The organism is Pantoea sp. MBLJ3 (assembly GCF_000816655.1).
Lineage (GTDB): Bacteria > Pseudomonadota > Gammaproteobacteria > Enterobacterales > Enterobacteriaceae > Pantoea > Pantoea eucalypti.
On sequence record NZ_JSUT01000005.1, the window covers coordinates 488,123 to 510,709 of the forward strand.

The window sequence follows — 22,587 nt, forward strand, 5'->3', positions numbered from 1 at the left end:
TTTTTACAAACAGAGATTCAGACCGGCATTAAAAGGGGGCTTTCGCCCCCTTACTCAGCCTCAGGAAAGGAGTTCACACTGTGGTGGCAGGCGACAGCTTAATGCGCCTGCCATCACCTCAATCACGAATTCCCGTCCTGAAAGCGGCTCGCCATCAAGGTTAAAGGTCATTTCATGCGGAGAACGGATGGTCAGTGACTCCAGCTGTGCGGTGACGATGCCCGGATTGTCATCGTCGCCCGTCAGTGAGTGCAACAGGGTCGGCAGCAGCTCCTGTGCGGTGACAATGCTGACGTCCAGCCGGCCATCGTTAATCAGGGCCGAAGGGCAGAGTCGCTGACCACCGCCCGCCTGACGTCCATTACCAATACCAATGACCAGCGCATCACCCTGCCAGTTGAAATCGGGACCGCTGATCTCGCAGGTATCAGGTTTCAGCGTATCCATGCGCATCAGGCCGTGAATAAAATAGGAAACACCGCCCAGTGCCGACTTTAGCTTTTCCGGGGTTTCCGTGGTGATGCGGGTGCCAAATCCACCCGTCGCCATGTTAATGAAGTAGTGATCCTGGTTCACTCTGGCTAGGTCGATGGTGCTGGCTTTGCCCTGGATCGCCAGGCGTAATGCCGGTTCCATCTCTTCCGGGATGCCCACGCTGGTGGCAAAATCATTGGCCGTTCCCAGCGGCAGGATGCCCAGCACCGGGCGATGATCGGCATTCGATGCCGCCAGCGCCGTCGCGATTTCGTTGATGGTGCCATCGCCACCACCTGCTACCACCGTCTCCGCCTGCAGCGCAATCGCCTCTTTGACGTACCTGTCGCCATCACCTTTTTCAAAAGTGACACGCACCGCAATATCGAAGCCTTCTTCACGAAGGGCAGTAATGGCTTCGCGCAGATCATCATTGCCCGCGCCTTTCCCATTCAGAATGAGTAGCGTTAGCGGTTTATTATCCATTTTGCGTTCCTTGAAGATCTACAGAGTAAGAAGGGGAATTTATAACATAGCTGCCAGCAGTAAATAATTGGCGAAAGAGAGAAAAAAGAAAACCCGCACGGGGGAGCCGGGCGGGTAAATGAGGTGGTTCCAGGTAAATCTGCCGTTTGTTGTTACTCATTAGCAGCAGGCAGGACTATAAAGCAGCGCTGAACAGGGGTCTGTGATCCTGTTCTGATTTCCTCAAAATGTTTCCGTTGGTAAACGATTATGTGGATCCCGGGTATCTTCACCATGATCGAAGTTGCGCAGCAGCAGTGCAAAACGCAGATCGACTTCCTGCGGCACCCGCAACCAGACACGATGGCCATCACCCGGCGCAACCTCTATGGGTTCGCCGCGCGCGTTCTGCAGCGCATCAAGCTGGCAATTCAGGTTTCCTTCGGGCGTCATGATCTCCACGCTGTCGTGCAGCATAAACTTGTTCTTCACCGCCACTTCAGCCCACTCACCCCGACGCTCGCCGGTAAATTCGCCGACGAATTGCTGGCGATCGGACACGGAAAAACCCTGCTGATAATTCTGATAACTGTCATGCGTGTGGCGGCGCAGGAAGCCTTCGGTATAGCCGCGATGGGCCAGACCTTCCAGCGTTAACAGCAGTGACGGATCAAACGGCTTCCCGGCAGCGGCATCATCAATCGCCCGGCGATACACCTGGGCGGTGCGGGCGCAGTAGTAATAGGACTTGGTACGCCCCTCGATTTTCAGCGAATGAACGCCCATCTCGCTGAGCCGTTCAACATGCGCGACCGCGCGCAGATCCCGCGAGTTCATGATATAGGTGCCATGCTCATCTTCGAACGCGCTCATCACTTCGCCAGGTTTCATCTTCTCTTCCAGCAGAAACACCTTGTCGGTAGGCTGACCGATGCCCAGCACAGGCGTGACATCCTGCACTGCGACAGGCGTGTGAATACCGACGATATTCCCCACCTCATCCTGCTGGCCTTCCTGCACTTTATATTCCCAGCGGCAGGCATTGGTGCAGGTGCCCTGATTCGGGTCGCGCTTGTTCATATAGCCTGACAGCAGGCAGCGACCGGAATAGGCCATACAGAGCGCGCCATGAACGAAGACTTCCAGCTCCATCTCCGGCACCTGCTGGCGGATCTCGCCAATCTCCTCCAGCGATAACTCGCGTGACAGGATTACCCGGCTCAGCCCCATCTGCTGCCAGAATTTTACCGTGGCCCAGTTGACCGCATTGGCCTGCACCGACAGGTGAATCGGCATCGTCGGAAAAGCCTCGCGCACCAGCATGATAAGACCGGGATCGGACATGATCAGCGCGTCAGGCTGCATCTCCACCACCGGCGTCAGGTCGCGAATAAAGGTTTTCAGCTTGGCGTTATGCGGTGCAATGTTCACCACCACATAGAATTTTTTGCCCAGCGCGTGCGCTTCATTGATGCCCAGCGCAAGATTTTCGTGGGTAAATTCGTTATTGCGCACCCGCAGGCTATAGCGCGGCTGGCCGGCATAGACGGCATCGGCCCCATAAGCAAAGGCGTAACGCATGTTTTTTAGCGTGCCAGCAGGGGAAAGCAGTTCGGGTTTCATGATCTTCTCACTGATGTCAGGTCAGTATGTCGCTTCAGGCGACAGGTGCAGGACCATTAAGCCCTGCAAAGGGTGCGGAATTGTAGGCAGTGAGAAAAGGGAAGTAAATTGATCGGGATCAAACTAGATCAAATGACAGGCATCGGCTTCCCAGCGATAGCCCATCCCGTAAACGGCGCGGATAAAAGGTTGCTCACTGTCGAGGTTCTCCAGCTTCCGCCGCAGATTCTTGATATGGCTGTCGATGGTGCGATCCGTGACCACGCGGTAGTCATCATAAAGATGGTTGAGCAGCTGTTCACGTGAAAAGACCTTGCCCGGTTCCAGCGACAACGTTTTCAGCAGGCGGAATTCCGCCGGAGTAAGATCCAGTGGCTTTTCGCGCCAGCTGGCGAAGAAGCGGCTTTCGTCGACCCGCAGCAACGAGGCGCTTTGCGGCTCTTCCGCTGAACGCCTGACCCGGCGCAGAATCGTTTTGACCCGTGCCACCACTTCACGCGGACTGAAGGGTTTGCAGATGTAGTCATCCGCGCCCAGCTCTAATCCCAGCAGCCGATCGATCTCCTCGGTACGCGCGGTAACCATAATAATCGGCAGCTCGGAATGACGGCGGATTTCACGGCAAAGCGTTAAGCCATCGGTGCCAGGCAGCATTAAATCCAGCAGCATCAGATCGGGTGGCGTCTGACGCACATACTCCAGCACCGCGTTGCCGTCGGCGATGTGATGGGTACGGTAATTTGAGGCGTGCAGATAATCGATCATTAGCTGCGCCAGTTTCGGCTCATCTTCGACCACCAGAATCAGCGGGTCGTGGTTTTCCTGGCTCATAAGCGTTTACACAAGGGGAACATAGCGCAAGTGTAGCGCGATTTTCAGTCCACCTAAATCAGAGTGCGACGCATGAATATCGCCACCATGTGCATCAGCGATATTTTTACAGATGGCCAGTCCCAGACCCGAGCCGCCGCTGGCGCGGTTGCGCGAGCCTTCGGTGCGGAAGAAACGCTCAAAAATCTGCACCTGATGTTCTTTATCCACGCCAGGTGCGCTGTCATCAAAATCGATGCACCAGTGGGGCGCTTCATACTTCAGCGTCACTTCTACGCGGCCACCGCTGTCGGTGTAGCGCAGGCTGTTCTCAAGAAGGTTGGTGAATAACTGCATCAGCCGGTCGGGATCGCCAAAGAACGGGGCGTTTTCGGGCAGATTCAGTTTCAGCGTCAGGCCGTGTGCGCGATAGCGCTCGGCAAAGCTGCCCGCCGTCACCTCCAGCAACTGAACCAGATCGGTGGCCTGTTTGCGGTAGGCAAGGGCACCCTCATCCGACAGCGACAGCTGGTGCAGATCGTCCACCAGCTTGGTCAGCACCACCACCTCGCTCTGCAGCGAGGCGATCGCTTCCGGCGTCAGTTTGCGCACCCCATCCTGCATCGCTTCCAGTTCACCGCGCAGGATCGCCAGCGGCGTGCGCAGCTCATGGGAGATGTCGGCCATAAAAGCGCGCCGCATGCTCTCGTTTTTCTCCAGCGAGCTGGCAAGAAGGTTAAAGTCACCGGCCAGCTGGCCCAGCTCATCCCGGCTGCTGACCTCCACGCGGGTAGCAAAATTACCGGCCGCCAGATGATGGGTGCCGTCGACCAGTCGCTTGACCGGCGCCAGCAGACCGCGCGCCATCAGCCAGGTCGCCAGTGCCGCCAGCAGCGTTGAAAGCCCCACGATAATCCAGCTGGTGCGCCGCTGCTGTTGATCAAAGTTAATGTCCGTGCTGCGCGTCAGCCGCTCCGGCGGCGAGCCGATCACCCAGCCGACCACTTTATTGTTGCTGGTGGTGATGTTGCGTCGTGTGCCTTCGGGTGGCACCGGTGATTTTGGTCCGGCCAGCACTTTATACTGCTGGTCAAGAATCCAGAACTGGGTCCGCCAGCCGTGCGGCGGTAGTTGGCTGTTGCTGTCGGGATTCTGCTCCAGCGAGCGCAGCATGGTAAAGACCAGCCGATCATTATGGCGCAAAAAATCCCAGTTGCCGTGCTGCTCATACTGATCGGCGAGGGCATCGCTGAGCAGGTTTAACCGCTGCTCGTTGCCGCGTTTAATGTAGTCGACAAAGCCGTGCTCGAAACTCATCCGAACGCCCCAGTGCATGGTGATCAGGACCAGCATGCAGGTAGCGAAAATCGCCATAAACAGTTTGGCACCGATGCCCAGTCGCAGGTTAACTCTCATTTTTCTCTCCGGCGTCGCAAATCAACGTTGGCATTCGTCTGTGGCGGAACGCGCCAGAACACCAGCGCGGGCAGAAGAATAATCAGCGACATGCAAAGGTAGGTATAAATAAACATTGAGTGATTCGCGGTGCTGTTCGCCATGTTTTCATGAGCAAATGCGCCCAGCAACAGCCCGGCGACGGTGACGCCAATACTCATCGACAGCTGCATAATCATCGACAACAGGCTGTTGCCGCTGGATGCCAGCTCATCGGGCAGCTCCTTCAGCGTCAGGGTATTCATTGAAGAGAAGCGAATGGCATTGACCATGCCCTGCAGAAACAGCACCAGCGGCAGTAGCCAGACCCAACCCATGAGCGCCACCAGGGGGAACAGCAGGACCACCAGCGCCAGCGCCACCGTCGACATCACCAGCACGTTGCGGTAGCCGTAAAGATTGACGATGCGCACCACTATGCGCTTCATCCCCATATTCCCCAGCACCATTGAAATCATCATCAGACCGGCGTGAAACGGGCTGTAGCCCATGCCAATCTGCAGAAAAATAGGGGTCATAAAGGGCAGCATGCCGCTGCCGATGCGGCCGGTAAAACTGCCCAGCAGACCAATGGCATAAACGCGGTTATCAAACAGTTTCAGGCTGAACAGCGCATTATCATTGCCGCGTGCATGTATCAGGTAGAAGAGCAGAGAGAACAGGCCAACGAGAATCATGGCACCCAGTAACAGCGGTGAGCCACCACTGCTGCGCTGGCCATCCAGCGCCAGTGTCAGGGTTGCCATGCCAGCGGCCAGCAGGATAAACCCGGCGAAATCAAAGCGCCGCGTCTGCATGCTGTAGTTGGGCATCAGCATCAGAGTGGCGATAGCGCCGGCGATGCCGACCGGAATATTGATGAGAAAGATCCAGTGCCAGCTGGCGTACTCTACCAGCACACCGCCCAGAGCCGGACCCAGCAGCGGGCCAATCTGGCCGGGCAGAGTGACAAAGGTCATGGCGGACATATATTGCTCGCGCGGCACGATTTTCATCACCGTCAGGCGACCCACGGGGACCATCATGGCGCCGCCAATCCCCTGAACCACGCGCGACAGCACCAGCTGATCCAGCGTGCCGGACATGGCGCACAGCAGCGAGCCGATACTGAACAGCAGAATCGCGCAGAAGAAAACGTTACGCACGCCAAAACGATCCGCCAGCCAGCCACTGACCGGCAGCATCACCGCCACCGTCAGCACGTAATAGACGATCACCGAGTGCATGTGCAGCGGACTGACTCCCAGATCGTGCGCCATCGATGGGATCGCGGTATTGACGATGGTGGTATCCAGCGTCTGCATAAAGAAGCCGATGGCAACGATCCACAGTTGCCAGCGGACGTTAGTGCTTTGCGTAGTCATCGATCCCCCCGATAAAAGCATCACGCGCCGTGCCTGCCGACACACTCATTACGGCTATTGCGCGGCGGCGGTCAGCGGACGCTTTTTGCGCCGCAATTTATCCATCATCAGATAGACCACCGGCGTGGTGTAGAGTGTCAGCAGCTGGCTCATCACCAGCCCGCCTGCAATGGTAATTCCCAGCGGTTGACGTAGTTCGGCACCGTCGCCGCTGCTCAGCACCAGTGGCAGCGCGCCAAACAATGCCGCCAGTGTGGTCATCATAATTGGCCGGAAGCGCAGCAGGCACGCCTGGAAAATCGCCTCTCGCGCACTCAGCTGGCCGTTACGCTCGGCCTCCAGCGCAAAATCGACCATCATGATGGCGTTCTTTTTCACGATGCCAATCAGCAGCAGAATACCGATCAGCGCAATCAGGCTAAAGGGCGTATCGAACAGTTCCAGCGCCAGCAACGCCCCGACACCCGCCGAGGGCAGGGTAGAGAGAATCGTCAGCGGATGCACATAGCTTTCGTAGAGGATGCCCAGCACGATATAGACCGCCGCAATGGCTGCCAGCATCAGCCAGAGCTGGCTGCTTTGCGACTGCTGAAACACCTGCGCCGTACCGGCAAAACTGCCGCGCACGCTGGAGGGCACACCAATCGCGGTCATGGTCCGTTCAATTGCTTCCGATGCCTGTGACAGCGACACACCCTCTGGCAGGTTAAAAGAGATCGTCGAGGCGGCTGACAACCCTTCATGGTTCACCGACAGCGGCGCATTCGCTGGCTGCCAGTGGGCGAACCACGACAGCGGGATGGCTTTACCGTCGCTATTTATCACAAACATCTGTGAAAGGGCGCTGATATCCTGGGTGTAGCGCGGATCGACCTCCATCACCACTTTGTACTGATTAAGCGGCTGATAGATAGTGGAAATCTGACGCTGACCAAAAGCGTTATTCAGCAGGGCATTGGCCTGAGAGACATCAATGCCAAGCCGGGCCATGCTTTCACGATCGTAGGTCAGCGCCATTTCGCTGCCTTTATCCTGCTGATCGGAGTTCACGTCCGCCAGCTGCGGCAGCGCGGAGAACGCCTCGCGGATTTTCGGCTCCCACGTCCGCAGTGCGCCGAGATCGTCCGACAGCAATGAATATTGATAAGCAGCATTCGATTCCCGCCCCCCTGCGCGCAGATCCTGTACCGCATTCAGATAGAGATTCGCCCCCGGCTCTTTCGCCAGCTTAGTGCGCAGCCGGGCGATTATTTCAAGGGCACTCTCTTTACGCTCCGACAGCGGCTTCAGCGAGATAAACATCGAGCCGCTGTTGGTCCGCATCCCACCGGTAAAGCCCACCACGCTGTCCACCGCCGGATCGGCCCCGACAATCTCCATAAAATCCTGCAGCTTGCTGCGCATCGCCTGAAAGGAAATGCTCTGGTCGGCAGAGATAAAGCCGGAGAGTCGCCCGGTATCCTGTTCCGGCATAAAGGTTTTCGGGATATGAACGAATAGCCAGCCTGTCAGGGCGATGGTGGCGAAAAACAGCAGCAGCACCCAGCGTGCATGGTTCAGCACCACGTTAAGCGACCGACCGTAGCCTTGCTGAATCGCCATCAGTAGCCGGCCCACCCCGCGCTGACGTGGCTGGCTGCGCGGCGCGTGCGGCTTCAGCAGATAAGCGCACATCACCGGCGTCAGCGTGACCGAGATAAACAGCGAGATAAGAATCGACACCGACAACGTAATGGAAAACTCAGAGAAGAAGCGGCCAATCAGCCCGCCAATCATCAGGAGCGGCAGGAACACCGCAATCAGCGACAGGCTCATCGACAGCACGGTAAAGCCGACTTCCCGCACCCCTTTTAGCGCGGCAGCCAGCGGCTTCATGCCGGCTTCCACGTGACGGGCAATGTTCTCCAGCACCACAATCGCATCGTCCACCACAAAACCGGTAGCAATGGTCAGCGCCATCAGTGACAGATTATTCAGGCTGAAGCCGCACAGGTACATCGCGGCAAACGTGCCGATTAGCGAAACCGGCACGGCAACGGCCGGGATCAGCGTGGCGCGGCCCGAGCGCAGGAAAACAAACACCACCAGAATCACCAGCGCCACGGCGATAATCAGCGACTGCTCCACTTCATGCAGCGAGGCGCGAATAGTGGGCGAGCGATCCTGCGCAATCTCGAGATCGATGGCAGCAGGGATCACCTCATGCAGCAGCGGCATTTCAGCGCGAATCCGATCGACCGTATCAATGACGTTCGCTTCAGGCGTTTTGCGGATCAGCAGCAGAACCGCAGGTTTACCGCGTGACATCCCGGCGTTGCGCACGTCCTGAACCGAGTCCTCTACCGTCGCTACATCCGACAGCCTGACCGCCGCGCCGTTGTTGTAATGCACCACCAGCGGCTGATACTCCCGGGCAGTCTGCAGCGCGTCATTGGTTCGCAGTTGCCAGCGCTGCTGACCGTCATCCAGTGCGCCCTGCGGTCGTCGCTGATTGGCATTGGAGATAGCGGTGCGCACCGCATCCAGCGATACGCCCTGGTTAAACAGTGCCTGGGGATTCAGCGCCACGCGCACCGCAGGCAGCGAACTGCCGCCCACGGTGACATCGCCCACGCCTTCAATCTGTGACAGCTTCTGCGCCAGCTGGGTAGAGGCGTAGTCATAAAGCTGACCCGGATTGTAGGTATCTGAGGTCAGCGTCATGATCATGATCGGCGCATCAGAAGGGTTAACTTTCCGGTAGGTTGGACGCGACGGCATGCCGGTGGGCAGCAGGCTTTGCGCGGCGTTAATGGCGGCCTGCACGTCGCGCGCCGCGCCGTTAATGTCGCGATCAAAATCAAACACCAGAATGATGCGGGTGCTACCCAGCGAACTGGTGGAGGTCATTTCACTGACTCCCGCGATGCGTCCTAGCGAGCGTTCCAGCGGTGTCGCCACCGACGATGCCATGATTTCCGGTGAGGCGCCCGGCAGCGAGGCCGAGATGACGATGACCGGAAAATCGACCTGCGGCAGCGGTGCCACCGGTAGCAGACGGAAGCCCAGCATCCCGGCCAGGGCGATGGCCAGTGTCAGCAGGGTCGTGGCGACGGGCCGATGGATGAAGAGGGCAAAAAACTTCACTCTGCGGCCTCCGTACGGCCAAAGCGTCGGCGGGTAGCATGCGCCAGGCGGTCAAACAGCAGATAGATCACCGGTGTGGTGAACAGCGTCAGTACCTGACTCAGAATCAGGCCACCGACCATGGCGATTCCCAGCGGATGACGCAATTCGGCACCGACGCCGGTGCTGAGCATCAGCGGCAGCGCACCGAGAAGGGCTGCCAGTGTGGTCATCAGAATCGGACGGAAGCGCAACAGACAGGCCTGATAGATGGCATCTACCGGCTTCATGCCCTGTTCACGTTCGGCTGCCAGCGCAAAGTCGATCATCATGATGGCGTTCTTTTTCACGATGCCGATCAACAGGATGATGCCGATAATTGCCACGATATCCAGCTCATTGCCGCTGAGCATCAGCGCCAGCAGCGCGCCGACACCGGCAGTGGGCAGTGTTGAGAGAATCGTAATCGGGTGAATAAAGCTTTCATAGAGCACGCCCAGCACGATGTACATCGCCACGATGGCTGCCACAATCAGCCAGACGGTGCTGCTGAGCGCCGCCTCAAACGCCAGCGTACTGCCCTGGAACTGGGTCATCAGCTCCGCGGGCATGCCCAGCTGCGCTTCCGCCTGCGACACCGCCTTCACCGCATCTTCCAGCGAATAGCCATCAGCCACGTTGAAGGAGAAGGTCGCCGACGGGAACTGGTCCAGATGGTTAATGCTGAGCGGCGTGTGACGCTGTTCAATACGGGCGATGGCGCTCAGCGGAACGCTGCCGCCATCACTGCTGTTAAGGCGAATTGCCTCCAGGCTCTCCAGCCCCGGTGTGGCGTTATTATCCTGCTCCAGCACCACACGATACTGATTTGCCTGGGTATAGATGGTGGAGATGAGTCGCTGCCCAAACGCGTTGTACAGCGCGTTATCGACATCGGCCATGCTGATACCGAGGCGGCTGGCGCTGTCGCGGTCAACGTTGACATAAGCTTCCAGCCCCTGATCCTGCCAGTCACTGCTGACGTCACGCAGCTGTGGCAGGGTACTGAGCCGGGTCAGCAGGGCCGGCACCCAGATGCTGAGCGACGACAGGGAGCCGGACTGCAGCGTGAACTGGTACGGCGTGCGGCTCGCCTGGGTATCGATGGTGAGATCCTGCACCGCCTGCAGCCAGAGCTGCACGCCCGGCAGCTGACTGACCTGTTGTTGCAGGCGTTGCTGAATAGCCGGAATGCGGTCGTCGCGTTGATCCAGAGGTTTAAGGTTAATCTGCAGTCGCGCGCTGTTCAGTGAGGCATTGGTGCCATCGACGCCGACGAACGAGGTCATGCTCTCAACCGCCGGATCTTTCATGATGATGGAGGCAACGTCGCGGGTGCGCTCTGCCATGCTGGCGTAGGAGACCGACTGCGGTGCCTGCAGCGTACCCTGAATAATGCTGTTGTCCTGCTGCGGGAAAAAGCCTTTCGGGATCACCATCCACAGCAGCAGCGTCAGCACAAGGGTGCCAAGCGCGACCGACAATGTCAGCCAGGGGTGATTCAGCACCCGTTTCAGGCCACGGCCATAGGCGGCCACGATACGATCAAACATCGCCTCGCTGGCCCGTGAAAAGCGGTTCTGTTTACGCAGCGACTCTGCGCTCAGCATCCGGGCGCACATCATCGGCGTCAGGGTGAGTGACACTACTGCGGAAATCAGAATCGCTACGGCCAGTGTTACGGCAAATTCGCGGAACAGACGGCCAATTACGTCGCCCATAAACAGCAGTGGAATCAGTACCGCAATCAGCGAGAAGGTCAGGGAGATAATGGTAAAGCCGATCTCACCGGCACCTTTCAGCGCGGCGGTAAGCGGCTTTTCCCCTTTTTCGATATAGCGCGAGATGTTCTCAATCACCACAATGGCATCATCGACCACAAAACCCGTGGCAATGGTCAGCGCCATCAGCGTCAGGTTATTAATGGAAAAACCGAGGAAGTACATCGCCGCAAAGGTGCCGATCAGCGACAGCGGCACCGCCACCGCCGGAATCAGCGTGGCGGGCACGTTACGCAGGAACAGATAGATAATCATCACCACCAGCGCCATCGCCAGTATCAGCTCAAACTGCGTGTCGTTTACCGACGCGCGAATATTGGTGGTGCGGTCGGTGAGCAGTTTCACCTCTACCGATTTGGGCAGCGTTTCGGTCAGGGCGGGCAACATGGCACGGATATTATCTGCAGTGGCGATAATATTAGCGCCAGGCTGACGCTGGACATTAAGCACAATCGCCGCATCGCGATTGGCCCAGGCGCCAAGCCAGCTGTTTTCTGCTCCCTGTTCAATGGTCGCCACGTCACCAAGACGCACCGGCGCGCCATTTTTGTAGCTGATAATCAGCTGGCGATAATCTTCCGCGGATTTCATCTGGTCATTGGCTGACAGGGTAATAGAACGCGTCGGACCATCCAGGCTGCCTTTGGCGGAGTTAACGTTGGCATTGCTGATGGCGGTTCGCACCGTTTCACTGGTCAGACCCAGCGCCGCCAGCGCCTGCGCATTCATTTTTACCCGCACTGCCGGGCGCTGACCGCCTGACAGTGTGACCAGGCCGACACCGCTGACCTGCGAAATTTTCTGCGCGACCCGCGTTTCCACCATGTCCTGCACCTGCGTCAGCGGCATGCTGCGCGTCGTGACGGCCAGCGTCATGATGGGCGGATCGGCAGGGTTTACTTTGCTGTAGACCGGTGGATTGGGCAGGTCGTTGGGCAACAGATTAGTGGCGGAGTTAATGGCCGCCTGCACCTCCTGCTCGGCCACATCCAGCGGCAGCGTCAGCTGAAACTGCAGTGTTACCACCGAGGCACCGCCGGAGCTTTGCGATGCCATCTGTTTCAGCCCCGACATCTGACCAAACTGACGCTCTAGTGGGGCGGTAATGGAGGAGGTGACCACATCCGGGCTGGCACCAGGATAAAGCGTAACCACCTGGATGGTCGGATAATCGACTTCCGGCAGTGCCGAGACCGGCAGGAACCGGTAGCCCAGCACTCCGGCCAGCAAAATCGCAATCATCAACAGCGTGGTGGCGACCGGACGCAGAATAAACTGGCGTGACGGCCCGCCACTGTGATCGGGAGGCATGACCTGCATTACTCACGCTCTCCTTTTGACGGCAGGGCGGCGCGGGTGGCGCGCGGTGCGTTGATCTGCGGCGCGACCACCTCGACTTTCGCGCCTTCGGTCAGACGATCCAGACCATCGGTCACGACCCGTTCACCGGCTTCCAGACCGGCGCTGACCACCACTTTCTGGCTATCCTGCAGGCCGGCAATCACGCTTTTCTTGCTCACCTTGTTGTCACTGTTGACCACCCAGACAAAGTGGCCTTCGTTGCCCATCTGTAATGCGGCAGGCGGAATCACAACGGCATTCTGCAAGGTGTTGACCTTGAGCCGAACATTGACGAACTGATTAGGGAAGAGGGCGTCGTCCTGATTATCAAACCGCGCTTTGATTTTTATGGTGCCGGTCGTCACATCAATCTGGTTATCAAGGCTGAGCAGTTTGCCGCTGGCGATTAAATTCTCATTACTGCGATCCCAGGCCTCCACCAGCAGCGGCTGGCCGCTTTTCTGTGCCTTGAGAATGGAACTGATGCTGTTCTCCGCCAGGGTAAAGACCACATCAATCGGGTGCGTCTGGGTGATCACGACGATACCGGTGGTGTCGCCACTGGTGACGTAGTTGCCGACATCCACCTGTTTCAGGCCGACACGGCCGGCAATCGGTGCAGTGATTTTGCTGTAGGTCAGATTGAGCTGCGCACTGGCGACGCCACCCTCATCCGCTTTCAGGGTGCCCAGCGTTTCATTCACCAGTGAGCGCTGGGTATCCAGCTCCTGCTGCGATACCAGCGACGTTTTTGCCAGCTTCTCGAAGCGCGCCAGGTCGCGACGGGCATTGGCCAGCGTCGCCTGATCTTTCGCCAGCTGGCCCTGAGCCTGGGTTAACGCCACCTGGTAAGGACGTGGGTCGACTTCTGCCAGCAGATCGCCCGCGTTGACCTGCTGGCCTTCGGTAAAGTGGATCGCCAGCAGATCGCCATTGACCCGGCTACGCACCGTGGCCGTGTTAGCCGCCGTGACGGTACCCAATCCGCTAAGGTATTGCGGCACGCTCTGGCTGGTAGCCGTCGCTGCCTGAACCGGGGCGAGTGGCCGACGAGCGCCGTCACCGCTGCCCTTGCCACCTCGAGGCCCGGGCGAGTCCGTCTGGCTGCTGCTCTGTGGCTGGGCAGTGCGCTGCCAGGCATAGTAGCCGCCAGCGGCCACAGCAATCAGGGCCAGTGCGATCAGTGTTTTCTTCATAACAGGGTGTCGGGTGCTCATGATTGTTGATGCTCTCCAGCAGTGACGTAGTCCCAGGCGCAGGCATCAAATGGGTAGCCTGCAAACGACAGAGTGTAGTCGCCTCTGACAGGCAAAATTTGAAGGAAATAAGGATATCTGTCAGGGCCGGGTAATTATGCCTGTTATTACATTAATCGCAGCACAATCGTCATAAAGGCGTGAAAACACTTTGCTATGCTGAGAAACAGGCAGTTTGTCAGGCAAATTAAGGAGCAGATAATGAGTCAGAATCAAACCCGGCAGTTGGGTGACAGTGGGATTACGGTGCCGTTACTGACGTTTGGCGGCAATGTGTTTGGCTGGACGGTGGATCAATCCACCTCGTTTTCTCTGCTGGATGGGCTGGTTGAACGAGGGCTGTGGTTCATCGATACCGCCGATGTCTACTCCCGCTGGGCGCCAGGCAATAAAGGCGGTGAATCCGAAACCATTATTGGAGAGTGGCTGAAAAAAAGCGGAAAACGTGACCAGATCGTGCTGGCAACCAAAGTTGGCATGGAAATGTCGCCTGAGAAGACCGGGCTGAAGCCGCAATATATCCGTCAGGCAGTCGAAGATTCACTTCGCCGCTTACAGACTGACTATATCGATCTCTATCAGGCACACCGCGACGATCAGGATACGCCGCTGACGGAAACGCTGAGCACCTTTGACAGCCTGATCCGTGAAGGTAAAGTGCGCGCCATTGGTGCCTCCAATTACAGCGCAGCGCGTCTGCAGGAGGCGTTGAAGGTGAGTGAATCGCAAGGGCTGGCGCGTTATGAAACGCTGCAACCGCAATATAACCTGTTTGACCGCCAGCCTTATGAGTCGGAGCTGGAGCCCGTTGTCATGGCGCAGGGTTTAGGCGTGATCAACTACTACTCGCTGGCCAGCGGTTTTCTCAGTGGCAAATATCGTGATGCAGCAGATGCCGGTAAAAGCGCACGCGGGCAGGGCGTGGTGGAGAAATACCTTAACCCGCGCGGTCTGCGGATCCTGGATGCGCTGGATGCCATCAGTGAAGCCCATCAGGCGACGCCAGCTCAGGTGGCACTGGCATGGCTGATTGCCCGTCCTGGCATCACCGCCCCGATTGTCAGTGCGACGTCGATTAAACAACTCGACGATCTGGCTGGTGCGATGCAACTGACGCTGACCCCCGCGCAGATCGCGCAACTGAACCAGGCGAGCCGTTAACTTCAGGGGCGCCAGCGCCCCTTTTTACGGTATGGCTGTGCAGGAAGTAAGCCCGACCAAAGAATAATCAATCAGAGATCCCGATCACACTTGCATTAATAAACGGATGTTACGGGAAATTATGCGCACGTATTTATAAAAAACAGCGTTTACCCAGCACTATCCTCTGCGCGTCACTTCCCGTAACTCACATAAGAATAAACAAGATGAAAAACAGAAAAGCACCCACCTTTTCCGCTGCCAGTATGGCAACAGGCACCCTGATCCTGGCCATTTTTTCTTCACAAGCCATGGCTGCTGACGCGCTGAGTCCGGACTCCGAATGGATGTTTGGTGACTGGGGCGGCTACCGAACGCAATTGCAGGATGACGGCATCAAGTTTGACGTCAACTACACCATGGAGAGCGCCGCAAATTTAGGGGGTGGCGCAAATACCAACACCACCATGCGCTACAGCGACCAGTGGACGTTCGGCACTAATTTCGACCTGCAAAAGCTGCTGGACTGGCAGGATGCCGAATTTCAGATGACCGTGACGAATCGTAACGGACAGAATGTTTCTGAGCAGGTCGCGGATCAACGCACCGGGATGCTCTCCTCCGTGCAGGAGGTGTATGGTCGCGGCCAGACCTGGCGTCTGACACAGTTCTGGTTACGCAAAGGATTGTTTAACGATGTGGTCGATCTGAAAGCCGGACGCGTGACGGTGGGTGAAGACTTCGATAATTTCGATGGCAACCTGTTCCAGAACCTGGCACTGGGCAGCGGACAGGCAGGTAACTGGCGCGGCGACCGCTGGTTCAACTGGCCGGTATCGCAGTGGGGCGGTCGGATTAAGTTCAATATCACCCCGGAGGTCTTCTTCCAGGTTGGTTTCTACAATCAGAACCGAGCTAACTATGATCGTGGAGATGGCTTCCGTCTGGATACCAGCAATTCCGAGGGCAATCTGGTGCCGGTGGAACTGGGCTGGAAACCGACGTTCGGGCCGGAGAAATTACCGGGTAACTACCGCATCGGTTATTACTATTCGTCGGTGGATGGCGATGTTTATGGCAGCTGGCGCAATGGCGGCTATCAGGATCAGGCGCATGCCTATGGCGGCTATCTGCTGTTACAGCAACAGCTGACCGCGCAGGATGGCGATGTGAATCGTGGTCTGGGCGTGCGGGTTCAGGCGGTGATGAACGATCACAAGACCTCGAAGACGGATAACTACCAGTCTATCGCGTTTACCTGGACAGGACCGTTTGATGCCCGTCCTCAGGATGAGATCGGCGTGGGCGCGTCGCGTATTCATGTGAACAGCGACTACACCCGCGCTCTGCGTCAGCAGAATCAGGCGAATGGCGAGAGCCGCTTTGACAGCCCGACCTATCTGCCGCTTCAGGAAGGTTCAGAGTACAACTATGAGGTTTATTACAACGCCAAAGTGACGAACTGGATGTCACTGCGACCAAACCTGCAGTATGTGGTGGCGCCAGGCGCGGTAAGCGAAGTGAAAGATGCGTTTATCGGCGGTATCAGCGCCAATATCGCCTTCTGATTTACAGCCCAAAAGGGCTCAGATGTATCAGGCAGACTGCTCCCAAACGTAAAGCGGTGGGAGCGTGCTCATCGTTGTCTGCAAACAAAAACGATAAGCAGTTGCCGTTTGAGATTGATGACGAAGTTTGGCTCGGTTAGCTGTGAGATCGAGCCAGTGCAGTAAACACGGTCAGATCGGAAAGTCGCTTACACCAATCCCTGGCACGCTCGGCCCGCGCCGTCCATGGCGCGGGACGCTTTCCTCCTCTGACCGTGTTCCCTGCTTGTTGAGTTATTCCGTCGCTGCCAGTTACACCATGATTTGAATTTGTCAGCAGTCTGAAAGGGCACTTAAAGGTGCTTTTTTTTACATAGCAGGGCTGCCAAAGATCAACGGAACATCACTTCTGCCCAGCGGGCCAGCCCGGCGGTGACGGAGGCGAAATCATCGCCGCCCGCAATCGGCGTATCCGGCAGCGTCTGCTGCAGTGCCGCGCGCAGTAACGGTGAACGCGCACTGCCGCCGGTCAGGTAGATGACATCCGGTTTAATCTGGCTGGTGGCTAATGCCAGCTGCACCTGCTCCAGAATTTTCTCCAGCGGCTGACTGATGGCGTCCTGCAACTGCTCCACACCAATTTCTGTCTCTAATGCCGCGGCAATAAAGTCGAGCGAGGCGGTATGTGCCGGATTAGCTGACAGCGCAATCTTGCTCTCTTCCGCCGCACGCACCAGGCGATAACTGAGTTTTTGCTGCCACACTTTCAGCAGGCGAGCCACCACATCACCCTGTTCAGCATCCCGCACTAAATCCCGCAGCCACTTTCCGCAGGCCGGGCTGTAGAAGTCGCTCTGTGCCGGCACATCATTTATCGCGATGGCGTTCCACCACGGCAGGGCTGGCAAGGCGGTGCCTTTCTGGGTATTACCACCCAGGCCAAGTAGCGGCATCAGGGTCTTAAACGTCAGCATGATATCCAGGTCGTTACCGCCAACGCGGCAACCGCTATGGCCCAACAGGCTTTCGCGGCGGTCGGCCTTATCACGCCACTTTGGCCCCATCAGCAACATCGAGCAGTCGGTGGTTCCGCCGCCGATATCCACAACCAGCACGGTTGTTTCCTGTTTGAGTGTGGCTTCGAAATCGAGTCCGGCTGCCACCGGTTCAAACTGAAATTCCACGTCGCGGAAACCGGCACGGTGTGCTGCGCGAAGCAGAATGCCTTCAGCCTGCTGGTTAGACTCTTCACTGCCTAAGCCCTGGAAGTTGACCGGACGCCCGATCACAGCCTGATCGATAGCGTGATCAAGCTGGCTTTCGCCCTTTTGGCGGATGTGCAGCATCATAGCGCAGACCAGATCTTCAAACAGAGCAATCTGCTGCGGCTTCAGGCCAGTGGCACCGAGAAAGGATTTGGGGGATTTAACGAACCAGACATCTTCGGGATCGACCATATAGTGCTGCAGCGCGGTAAGGCCAAACTGCACACTGTTGGGCTGAACCTCAATATCTTCTTCGCGGTTATAACGCAGGGCGCGCTGCAACAACGCGGTGGTTTCGCTATCAGGTGTTGCCACCTGATGATGGCGATAGAGCCATTCGCTGATCGACTCGCGGGTAGGCGCACAGATCATCGACGGCAGCAGGCGCTGATCATTTTCCAGCGTTAACAGACGTGGCGTGCCATTTTCGCTGACTGCAATTGAGCAGTTAGCCGTACCGTAATCGAATCCTATGAACATTTTCGCCCCCATGCCGGAAAAAAGGGGGCGACTTTAGCGCAGCTTCATCAGTGTAGCAAGCAGGTCGCGCTGGAATTAACGGATAGCGAAGATTCGATCTTCGGCCAGTGCGCGTAATGGCTGCCGCTCGGCCACGGCACTGCCCCAGACGCCATCCACATCAAGGGTAGCCAGCGTGCTGAGCACAGCAGGGACCGAAACCGGACCGGCCAGCACCGCGATGTTACGCTGCGTTGCCTGGCCCTGAATAATGGTCAGCAGCATCTCATCCATCAGATTATTGTGAACGTTAGCAACCAGTTCAGGTGCCAGTACCAGGTAATCAACTACCTCGTTACTCAGCAGAGTAAACGCGTCCAGATTTCGGCCAAAATGTTGCAATACGATACGGCAGCCACACTGCCGCAGTTGCAGCAGTGCGGAATAGAGCTGATCGCCTTTGCTCAACACGCTGGCCGCAGGGAAAGCGAAACCACAGTGGCTTTCAGAGAGACCGGCCGCGACAAAGCGCTGACAGAGTTGCTCCACAAAGGCGGCATCACTGAGTATCCCGGCATCAAGCGGCAAAATCACCGGAATGCCTTTCTGATTGAGCTTTTCCACGTCGTGGCGGAAAAAAACCGCAAGAATATTGTTATCGAGACGACGTCGCAGCGTCTCATCGTGCAGGTTATTGCGCAGCAACGTCTCATCCAGCAGTAATCCATCTGCGGTTAACAGCTGTACATCAAGCAGCCAGATAAAGGCGGCCTGCGGGGTTTTGGGTGGCGCAACAGGCCAGGCGGGCAGTTCAATCTGCAGCGCATCAATCATCGCGGCATCCATTCCCTGATGGTTACCCGGCAGCGGTAAGCTATGCTGCTCATAAATCATCAGTCGTCCACGCCCACTGCGTTTGGCGTTGTAACAGGCGATATCCGCCTGAGAAAGGACGTCGCTGCTCTGACAGTTTTCTGCTGAAATTTGTGTCACTCCCGCACTGGCGCCCACATGATAGAGGCGACCCAGCCACTGGAAGCGGTAATCGTTGACCGCAGCGACGATGCGCTGCACCACGTCATGTGCCTGACCCACATCGCAATCAGGCATCAGAAGCGCAAACTCATCGCCGCCCAGTCGGGCCAGGAAGTCGCTGCTGCGCAGATGGTGCTGCATCAGATCGGAGAGCTCGCGCAGCAATGCATCGCCTGCGGCATGCCCTGCGGTGTCATTGACCGCTTTAAACTTATCCAGGTCGATAAACACCAGCACATGCTGATGCTGATGTTCAGCGGCATCAAACAGCAGACGTTTAAGCTGAAGCTCAAAGCTGGCGCGGTTAGGCAGGCGGGTCAGGGTGTCGTGGAGGGCGCTGTAACTCAGGCGCTTCATCAGTTTACGTGATTCACTCACATCCTGAATAACCATGACGGCACCCTGTTCCACGCCCGCTTCTGAACGCAGTGGCGTGATGCTGTAATGAATATCGATGTGGCCGCCATCCGGGGTGTGGAGCACCAGATCTTCAGCCAGACTGGGGGTGATTTTTTCCGGTGGCAACTGGCACAACAGCAGATTCTCCACTTTCGGGCCGTTACGTCCCTGAGTTATGTGCAGCAGCTCACTGAGCGGCTGCCCGGCAGCCTGCTCCTGTGACAAGCCACTCATCTTCTCCGCCACCGGATTCATAAAGGCGACACGCATCTCTTTGTCCGTGCTGATAACCGCTTCACCGATTGAGTCCAGGGTTATCGCCATGCGCTCTTTCTCCTGAAACAGCGCTTCGTTCAGATTACGAAGCGGGGTGATGTCCTGGCAGATCCCCAGCATGCGCTCAATGCGGCCCTCTTTACTCAGTAAACGGTTTGCCTGGGTGCGCACCCAGCGCTGGCCCTCGGCATTAACCACGCGATACTCCATGTGAAAAGCACTGCGCAGCTCAATCGCCTGTTGCACCGTCAGCGCAGCATACTCCCGATCTGCGGTATGCAGCAGATGGATCCAGAGGTCATAGCTGGGCGACTCATGAGAGGCGAGACCAAACAGGGCATACATGCGCTTGTCCCATAACATTTCACCGGTCAGCAGGTTCCACTCCCACACGCCAATGCCACCGGCTTCGTTGGCCAGCGTGATGCGCTCCATCAGCCGGCGATTCACCTGCTCACTCTGCTTCAGCTCAGAGATATCAATAATTTGCGCGATAAAATAGAGCGGTTCCTGGCTGCCATCGCGCACCAGCGATACCGTGAGGCGTGCCCAGACAATCTCACCATCTTTACGAAAATAGCGCTTCTCAAACGTGTACGTATCAATCTCACCTTCCAGCAATCGGCTGGCATGTTGCAGATCAAGGCTCAGATCATCAGGATGCGTAATTTGCTGGAATGTCAGGCGTTTGAGCTCTTCGGCCGGATAGCCAAGGATATCGCACAGCGAGCGGTTAACCTGCAGCCATTTACCCTGAGGCGCCACCAGCGCCATACCGATTGCAGAGTATTCCATGGCGTGACGGAAGCGGGTTTCGCTGTCGGTGATGTGGAGTTTTTCACGCCGGAACGCATCCATCACCAGCGACATAATGTGGCTGGGGATCAACACCAGAAGGAAAGGTAACCAGCTGGAGACCGGGCCCAGCGCGCTGTTGTTGTTTACTACGCTGACCGCATCCAAAGCCAGCAGCATCGAGATAAAACTGGCGTTGATGAAGAACAGCACAAACGCCTGCAGCTTGGGCAGGCGCACCGCGCACCAGAACAGGATTACGACAATAAAGGTAAAGGGCCAGGGCAGAAAACGCAGCGACAGATAACTGGCACCCAGGGTCAGGAGCAGCGTCATCAACGTTTCAGGCAACTGCCTGCCCAGCTCGCTGAACTGGGCCCGTCGCAGCGGCCAGGGCAGCAGCAGCAGCATCGGGCCTAACACCAGCATGCCGATGATTTCTGAGATCACCCATGTATAAAAGAAGGGAAACGAAGCGTGGCCGCTGACCTGCAGCGTCCAGAGCGCCAGCAGGCCGCCCAGAACCGGTGTCACGATACCCACCGATAACACCATCCGGGCCCAGTCATGCAGAGAGTTCAGTGGCGCGCGCCGATCCAGCAGCGCGCGCAGCAGCATGCCACCCACACTGGCCTGAATAAGGTTTAACAGCGCGAATTTAATGTTTGAAAAGGCGGGCCCGATGATGATGGCGTTGGCCGCGGCGGTGCCCAGCACACAGGCAGTCAGCAGCAGGGGTAGCTGTCGTGACGGACAGCGGAAAACCACCACAGTCATTAATGTCGTCGGGAACCAGAGCGGGGAGATTTTCCCGCTGACCACGATCAGTTCAAGACAGAACAGTGTCAGGACAAACACTATACAGCCAAGGAACAGCGCCGAAAGCCAGCAGTTTGGCGTGCTCTTTTGCGGGGACAGGATCTCTATCGTCATGCGGACTTCCGTCAGGGTGCAACACTCCGCTACGGCGAATCAGGCACCAGTCATTCTCTGACTGCATGCTAGCACATTCGGCAAAGAAAAAAGGGGTGAAATCAATATTGCCCGTTATTCGGTGAATTGACGGGCACAGAGAAATTGATGACCAGCGTATTGATTACTGGCGGAAAAGATCGGCGCGGGTATAGGGCTTCTCCAGCCCCGCGAGGCTGGCAGAGAAGCGTTCCAGAAACTGTTGCGTCGTGGCGACACGGCCATGACCCATTAATAGAAACGGCACTAACAGTGCAGCACCGATCTGTGGCCAGCTAAAGCCTTTGAGCGCGGTGCGGCGCTGAGAGATCAGAAACGCGGTACTCAACGTGAAGCCCAGCAGCAAACCGGTGGCAACCTCACTTTTCGAGTGAGCGTGGATGACCAGACGCGAGAACCCAACCATCAGAGGAATCAGGTAACCCACGCCAATCGCGGCAATGCGCCATTTTGCTGACCAGCGTCCGGAAATCAGCCACAGCATCACTGGCCACAGGGTAGCGGACATCGCGCTGTGACCGCTGAAGCCGGTAAAATTAAAACGGGCACTGCCGATGCCAAACCCGAGAAACAGAATCTTTGAGATGCTGACTGTCAGGCCAGCCAGGCCAAAGGCCACAATCCAGTAAAAGACCGTAAGGCGGTTATCACTTTTCCACGGCAAAATCAGCGCAATAATTACCGCTGTCGGAATCAACAGCATGCTGTCGCCAAAATAGGTCAAAGTCTTCCAGTGCATACCACTCCTGATGCATCATTCGGTCATCATGTCAGCGACACGCGTTCAGACAACCGCGCGCCGCACAGGCCATTTTTTTATAATATGGTGTGCTGCTAGTTTATCGGTGAAATGAGTGGCGTCCAAAGGAGAAAGTCTGAAAAGACGCCGGTGCCATTTTTCTGGCATCAAAAGGCCGAAATCCCTATACTTAGCGCGAACACACCCTCTCCATTTCGGCCCGTCCGCTGCCCGCGTAATGTGTGAC

13 protein-coding genes are annotated in these 22,587 nt (G+C 57.1%); 2 read left to right on the forward strand and 11 right to left on the reverse strand.

What is annotated here, in order from left to right:
• Positions 1 to 60 precede the first annotated feature (60 nt).
• The 8 genes from yegS to NP77_RS08755 all read right to left on the reverse strand — a co-directional run bounded on the left by yegS (position 61) and on the right by NP77_RS08755 (position 13,674).
• The gene (gene yegS / locus NP77_RS08720; RefSeq protein WP_004571266.1) at positions 61 to 960 is read right to left on the reverse strand and encodes a lipid kinase YegS; all 900 of its coding nucleotides are present in this window, start codon (positions 958 to 960) and stop codon (positions 61 to 63) included.
• A 222-nt stretch (positions 961 to 1,182) separates the two neighbouring features.
• A complete protein-coding gene (yegQ, locus tag NP77_RS08725; protein WP_039659786.1) occupies positions 1,183 to 2,565 on the reverse strand; it encodes a tRNA 5-hydroxyuridine modification protein YegQ in 1,383 nt (460 codons plus the stop codon).
• 120 nt (positions 2,566 to 2,685) lie between these two features.
• Positions 2,686 to 3,393 (reverse strand): two-component system response regulator BaeR, encoded by a 708-nt coding sequence (baeR, locus tag NP77_RS08730; RefSeq protein ID WP_004571268.1) that lies wholly within the window; start codon positions 3,391 to 3,393, stop codon positions 2,686 to 2,688.
• 6 nt (positions 3,394 to 3,399) lie between these two features.
• Entirely contained in the window at positions 3,400 to 4,788 is a 1,389-nt protein-coding gene (gene baeS / locus NP77_RS08735) for a two-component system sensor histidine kinase BaeS (protein WP_004571269.1), read from the reverse strand.
• Positions 4,785 to 6,191, reverse strand: a complete 1,407-nt coding sequence (locus NP77_RS08740; protein ID WP_033762022.1) for an MFS transporter — start codon at positions 6,189 to 6,191, stop codon at positions 4,785 to 4,787. The genes baeS and NP77_RS08740 overlap by 4 nt, the downstream gene beginning before the upstream one ends.
• A gap of 54 nt (positions 6,192 to 6,245) precedes the next feature.
• Positions 6,246 to 9,317, reverse strand: a complete 3,072-nt coding sequence (mdtC, locus tag NP77_RS08745; protein WP_004571271.1) for a multidrug efflux RND transporter permease subunit MdtC — start codon at positions 9,315 to 9,317, stop codon at positions 6,246 to 6,248.
• Complete coding sequence (locus NP77_RS08750) at positions 9,314 to 12,436, reverse strand: MdtB/MuxB family multidrug efflux RND transporter permease subunit (protein ID WP_039659788.1); 3,123 nt, start codon at positions 12,434 to 12,436, stop codon at positions 9,314 to 9,316. Before NP77_RS08750 ends, mdtC begins: the two co-directional genes overlap by 4 nt.
• A complete protein-coding gene (locus tag NP77_RS08755; protein ID WP_039659790.1) occupies positions 12,436 to 13,674 on the reverse strand; it encodes an MdtA/MuxA family multidrug efflux RND transporter periplasmic adaptor subunit in 1,239 nt (412 codons plus the stop codon). Before NP77_RS08755 ends, NP77_RS08750 begins: the two co-directional genes overlap by 1 nt.
• Before the next feature lie 240 nt (positions 13,675 to 13,914).
• Here NP77_RS08755 and NP77_RS08760 point away from each other — a divergent pair, with 240 nt between their 5' ends.
• Positions 13,915 to 14,874, forward strand: coding sequence for an aldo/keto reductase (locus tag NP77_RS08760; protein WP_039659791.1), 960 nt, complete (start codon positions 13,915 to 13,917; stop codon positions 14,872 to 14,874).
• 206 nt (positions 14,875 to 15,080) lie between these two features.
• Entirely contained in the window at positions 15,081 to 16,421 is a 1,341-nt protein-coding gene (locus tag NP77_RS08765) for a carbohydrate porin (protein ID WP_008926094.1), read from the forward strand.
• 371 nt (positions 16,422 to 16,792) lie between these two features.
• On the opposite strand, the gene yegD is transcribed toward NP77_RS08765, so the two are convergent.
• From yegD to NP77_RS08780, 3 genes are all read right to left on the reverse strand, one after another.
• A complete protein-coding gene (gene yegD, locus NP77_RS08770; RefSeq protein ID WP_008926093.1) occupies positions 16,793 to 18,145 on the reverse strand; it encodes a molecular chaperone in 1,353 nt (450 codons plus the stop codon).
• A gap of 75 nt (positions 18,146 to 18,220) precedes the next feature.
• On the reverse strand, positions 18,221 to 21,562 hold the full coding sequence (locus tag NP77_RS08775) for a diguanylate cyclase (RefSeq protein ID WP_039659793.1): 3,342 nt from the start codon (positions 21,560 to 21,562) through the stop codon (positions 18,221 to 18,223).
• A gap of 163 nt (positions 21,563 to 21,725) precedes the next feature.
• Positions 21,726 to 22,340 (reverse strand): phosphatase PAP2 family protein, encoded by a 615-nt coding sequence (locus NP77_RS08780; protein ID WP_004571278.1) that lies wholly within the window; start codon positions 22,338 to 22,340, stop codon positions 21,726 to 21,728.
• Between the last annotated feature and the right edge of the window lie 247 nt (positions 22,341 to 22,587).